Source organism: Parasphingorhabdus sp., assembly GCF_049667325.1.
Lineage (GTDB): Bacteria > Pseudomonadota > Alphaproteobacteria > Sphingomonadales > Sphingomonadaceae > Parasphingorhabdus.
The window spans coordinates 1-3,459 of sequence record NZ_JBATHY010000183.1; the positions used below are offsets into that span (position 1 = coordinate 1).

The 3,459-nt window shown below is 57.7% G+C and carries 3 protein-coding genes; 2 read left to right on the forward strand and 1 reads right to left on the reverse strand.

The genetic code is table 11. From position 1 onward, the window contains the following. A partial coding sequence (locus WBM93_RS08135; protein ID WP_424430653.1) for a vitamin B12 dependent-methionine synthase activation domain-containing protein occupies nucleotides 1–530 on the forward strand: 530 nt, incomplete at its 5' end. 133 nt (nucleotides 531–663) lie between these two features. Further along, complete coding sequence (locus WBM93_RS08140; protein ID WP_424430656.1) at nucleotides 664–1,608, forward strand: right-handed parallel beta-helix repeat-containing protein; 945 nt, start codon at nucleotides 664–666, stop codon at nucleotides 1,606–1,608. A 1-nt stretch (nucleotide 1,609) separates the two neighbouring features. On the opposite strand, the gene WBM93_RS08145 is transcribed toward WBM93_RS08140, so the two are convergent. Beyond that, complete coding sequence (locus tag WBM93_RS08145; RefSeq protein ID WP_424430659.1) at nucleotides 1,610–3,208, reverse strand: alkaline phosphatase family protein; 1,599 nt, start codon at nucleotides 3,206–3,208, stop codon at nucleotides 1,610–1,612. Nucleotides 3,209–3,459 lie beyond the last annotated feature (251 nt).

A 3,459-nucleotide genomic window follows, 5' to 3' on the forward strand; every position in this document is an offset into this window, starting at 1 on the left:
ATTTCATTGACAGCGAAGATGACTGGATTGGCGGTTTCGCGGTCACAACCGGGCATGGCATCGACGAACATGTCCAGCGGTTCGAAATGGACAAGGATGACTATAACAGCATCTTGTTGAAAGCGCTCGCTGACCGTCTGGCCGAAGCCTTTGCCGAACGTATGCACGAACATGTCCGCAAGGACCTGTGGGGCTACGGATCGGAAGAGAATTTGAACAACAAGGACCTGATCCGGGAAAAATATCAGGGTATCCGCCCTGCCCCCGGCTACCCCGCCTGTCCCGACCATAGCCTGAAACCGATCCTGTTCGATATGCTCGACGCGACCGCCAACACCGGAATCGAACTGACCAGCGGCTTTGCGATGACCCCGACTGCGGCGGTTTCCGGTTTCTACTTCGCCCACCCGCAGGCCGATTATTTCGGAGTCGCGCGCATCAGCGAGGACCAGGTCGAGGAATATGCCACGAGGCGCGGCGTGTCCGTCGATCAGGCGCGGCAATGGTTGCGGCCCAATCTGAATGAATAAGCCCTCCGGATTAACCGGTTAACTTTCCTCGCTCAGCCTGAATTCATCTGGGACAGGCTAAGTATATATATTGTTTGCCATCGCGGCACGCGATATTGAAACTGACCTATTCCCTCGATTCAGGATGGCCGAAATGAAATTCACGACCCCATTGATCGCCGCGATCTTTTCGGCCGCTATTGCCGGAACGACCGCTCAGGCCCAGCGTGTCGCGCCGTTTACCGTCGTGGAAACCGGCCAGACCTATAACCGGCTGGCGGACGCGGTCGATGCGATCGGCGGCAATAATGCCACGATCATCATCGCTCCCGGCGCGTATGGCGATTGCGCGGTCCAGAAGGCGGGCCGGATTACCTACAAGGCGTCTGTCGCTGGTCAAACCGTGCTTGATGGCGGCGTTTGCGAGGGCAAGGCATCGCTTGTCTTGCGCGGCAAAGCAGCAACGATTGACGGGATCATATTCCAGAACCAGCAGGTAGCCGACGGGAACGGTGCCGGCATCCGGATCGAACGCGGTGATCTCTATGTCTACAATGCCATGTTCCGCAACGCCGAACAGGGCATATTGAGCGCCGATGACCCGAGCGCCGAAATTGTCATCGACCGGTCAACCTTCCAGCGTCTGGGACGTTGCGATCGCGGCCTGTCGTGCGCGCACAGCATCTATATCGGTGATTTCGGTTCATTGAAGGTGACAAACAGCCGTTTCGAGAAAGGCAATGGCGGACATTATGTCAAAAGCCGGGCGGGCCGGGCGACGATCAACAACAATAGTTTTGACGATACGCAGGGCCGCGCGACAAATTACATGATCGACCTGCCGGCCGGCGCGACCGGGGTGATCAGCGGCAATGTCTTTGTCCAGGGCCAGAACAAGGAAAACTGGAGCGCCTTCATCGCCATCGCGGCCGAGCGCAAGAACCATAGTTCGGCAGGTCTCAACATCCACTCGAACAGCGCGTCACTGGCCAAGGGCGTGAAACGCAACACCTGGTTTGTTGCCGACTGGAGCGGCGAGCAGCTGCGGATTGCCAACAACAGCCTCGGACAAGGCCTGACCCGCTATCAGCGACGGTAGTTCATTCGCAGCTATTCTCCGGACCACCGTCGATATCCAGGCATTTTCCGTCGGTTTCATAAGCCGGGATATCGACGCCAACAAGCGCGGCCAAGGTCGGAGCAATATCGACGGTCATCACCGACAGCGGCTGCTCAAAATGCTGGATTCCCGATCGCCAGAACAGGATCGGGACGCGGCGGTCATAGTCCCACGGGCTGCCGTGTGTTGCCACATATCCGCGCGCGGTCGAGGCAATCGGGGTAATCCCCTTTTTGAGCAGGACGATGAAATCACCTGACCGGTCCGGGTGGAAAGACGCCCGGACGCGCTGGGCCAGTGTCCATTCCTCGGGAGATTCACTAGGGACTTCGATCGCCGAAATGTCGTCATGGTCGAGCACCTTTTCTACCTGCGGATGGGCGGCGATTAGCGCTATGGCGCTATCCTTGACCTGTGCGCGCTGTTTTTCGGAAAGATCGAGACTGACATAATAGTCACCGAACGGGCTGTCGGCATGCAAGACCGGCTTGTCGCCCGCGATCTTCAACTGCTTGGCGACGGTTGCGCCAATCGTCTTTGCATTAAGATCGGGGTCGACCCGCTGCGCCGATGGAACACCCTGAAGGCGCATCCGCTCGGGCAGGTCGAGACCGCCATGATCGGCGGTCAGCATGACGACATAGTCAATATTCTGACCATCCAATATGTCGAAAAACTCTCCGAGTGACTGGTCGAGCGCGCTCATCTGGATACACATTTCGAGACCGGCCGTACCAAAGCTGTGGCCGATATAGTCGGTTGCGGCCAGTCCGATGGACAATATGTCCGTGGCTTCGCCCTGGCCCAGTCTGTGTTGGTTCAGCAACGCCGTTGCCGCCGCGATCACCGAACCGTCGAAGTCGGGCGAGCCGCGATAGACTCGCGCCGCACCGTCGGGGCGCTGGAACGCATAATCACCGACCGACTGGTCATCGCCATGCATGATCTTGGCGTTGCGCGCGGCGCAATGGGCAGGCACGGCATAAGCAGGGCGTGCCTTGTCGATTTTTTCACCAATGCTCTGGTTCAGCGCAGCCATCGACGACGACGTGCCACGACCCTCGAGGGTGACAAACCCGTTCCCCTTCCACCAGTAAATATCATCGACATCCTTACCGCCCATCATCAAGGCCGACCGGTCCTTGCCGGCCACCGCGACATTGCGGGATTTTGGCGATATTTTCTTAAGCCGTTCACCCAATGTAGGCACCAGCAAATGCCAGGCCGAGGCGACATAATCACCCTGCATGGCGGCTGTAATATCACCGAAACTGGTGCCATCGATGCGCTCGTCCTCGGCACAATAGACGGTCTTGTCATCGCGTTTGATCGACAGGTCAATCCAGTTGTTGGCGATGATCCCGGCGCGTCCGGAATGGACTCCGGTCATGATCGTGGAATGGCCCGGGCAGGTCTCGGTTGCGGCATGGGACTGATAGCCGGATGGAAACACCACGCCGCTCGCCAGACGTTTCAGACCGCCGGTAAAGCTGCTGCGATACTCGCTGAACAGATCGGCGGAAAGCTGATCGACAGAAATGGCCACGACCAGTTTCGGGGCGGGTTCTTCCGCGGCCATGTGATCTTCGGCATTTGCGGAGCCTGAAAATGTGATAAGCGTCGCCAGAGCTGTAACTATGATCGATTTTTGCACGAATGGTCCTCACTGTTAAAAGCGGCTATGGAATGCTGTCTACCGATAGACTAAATGCGATTAAACAGGAAATGGTGAGTTTTTATGACATTTGATTTTCGCATCTTCGGGGTGATGCTAGCGTTCGCGGCGCTGACCTTTGCCCCCTCGGCCGAGGCACAGAACCGGCTGGGCAA

Coding starts and splice junctions, on each gene's coding strand:
- WBM93_RS08140 (WP_424430656.1), top strand. CDS start 664: ATGAAATTCACGACCCCATTGATCGCCGCGATCTTTTCGGCCGCTATT.
- WBM93_RS08145 (WP_424430659.1), bottom strand. CDS start 3,208: ATGGCCGCGGAAGAACCCGCCCCGAAACTGGTCGTGGCCATTTCTGTC.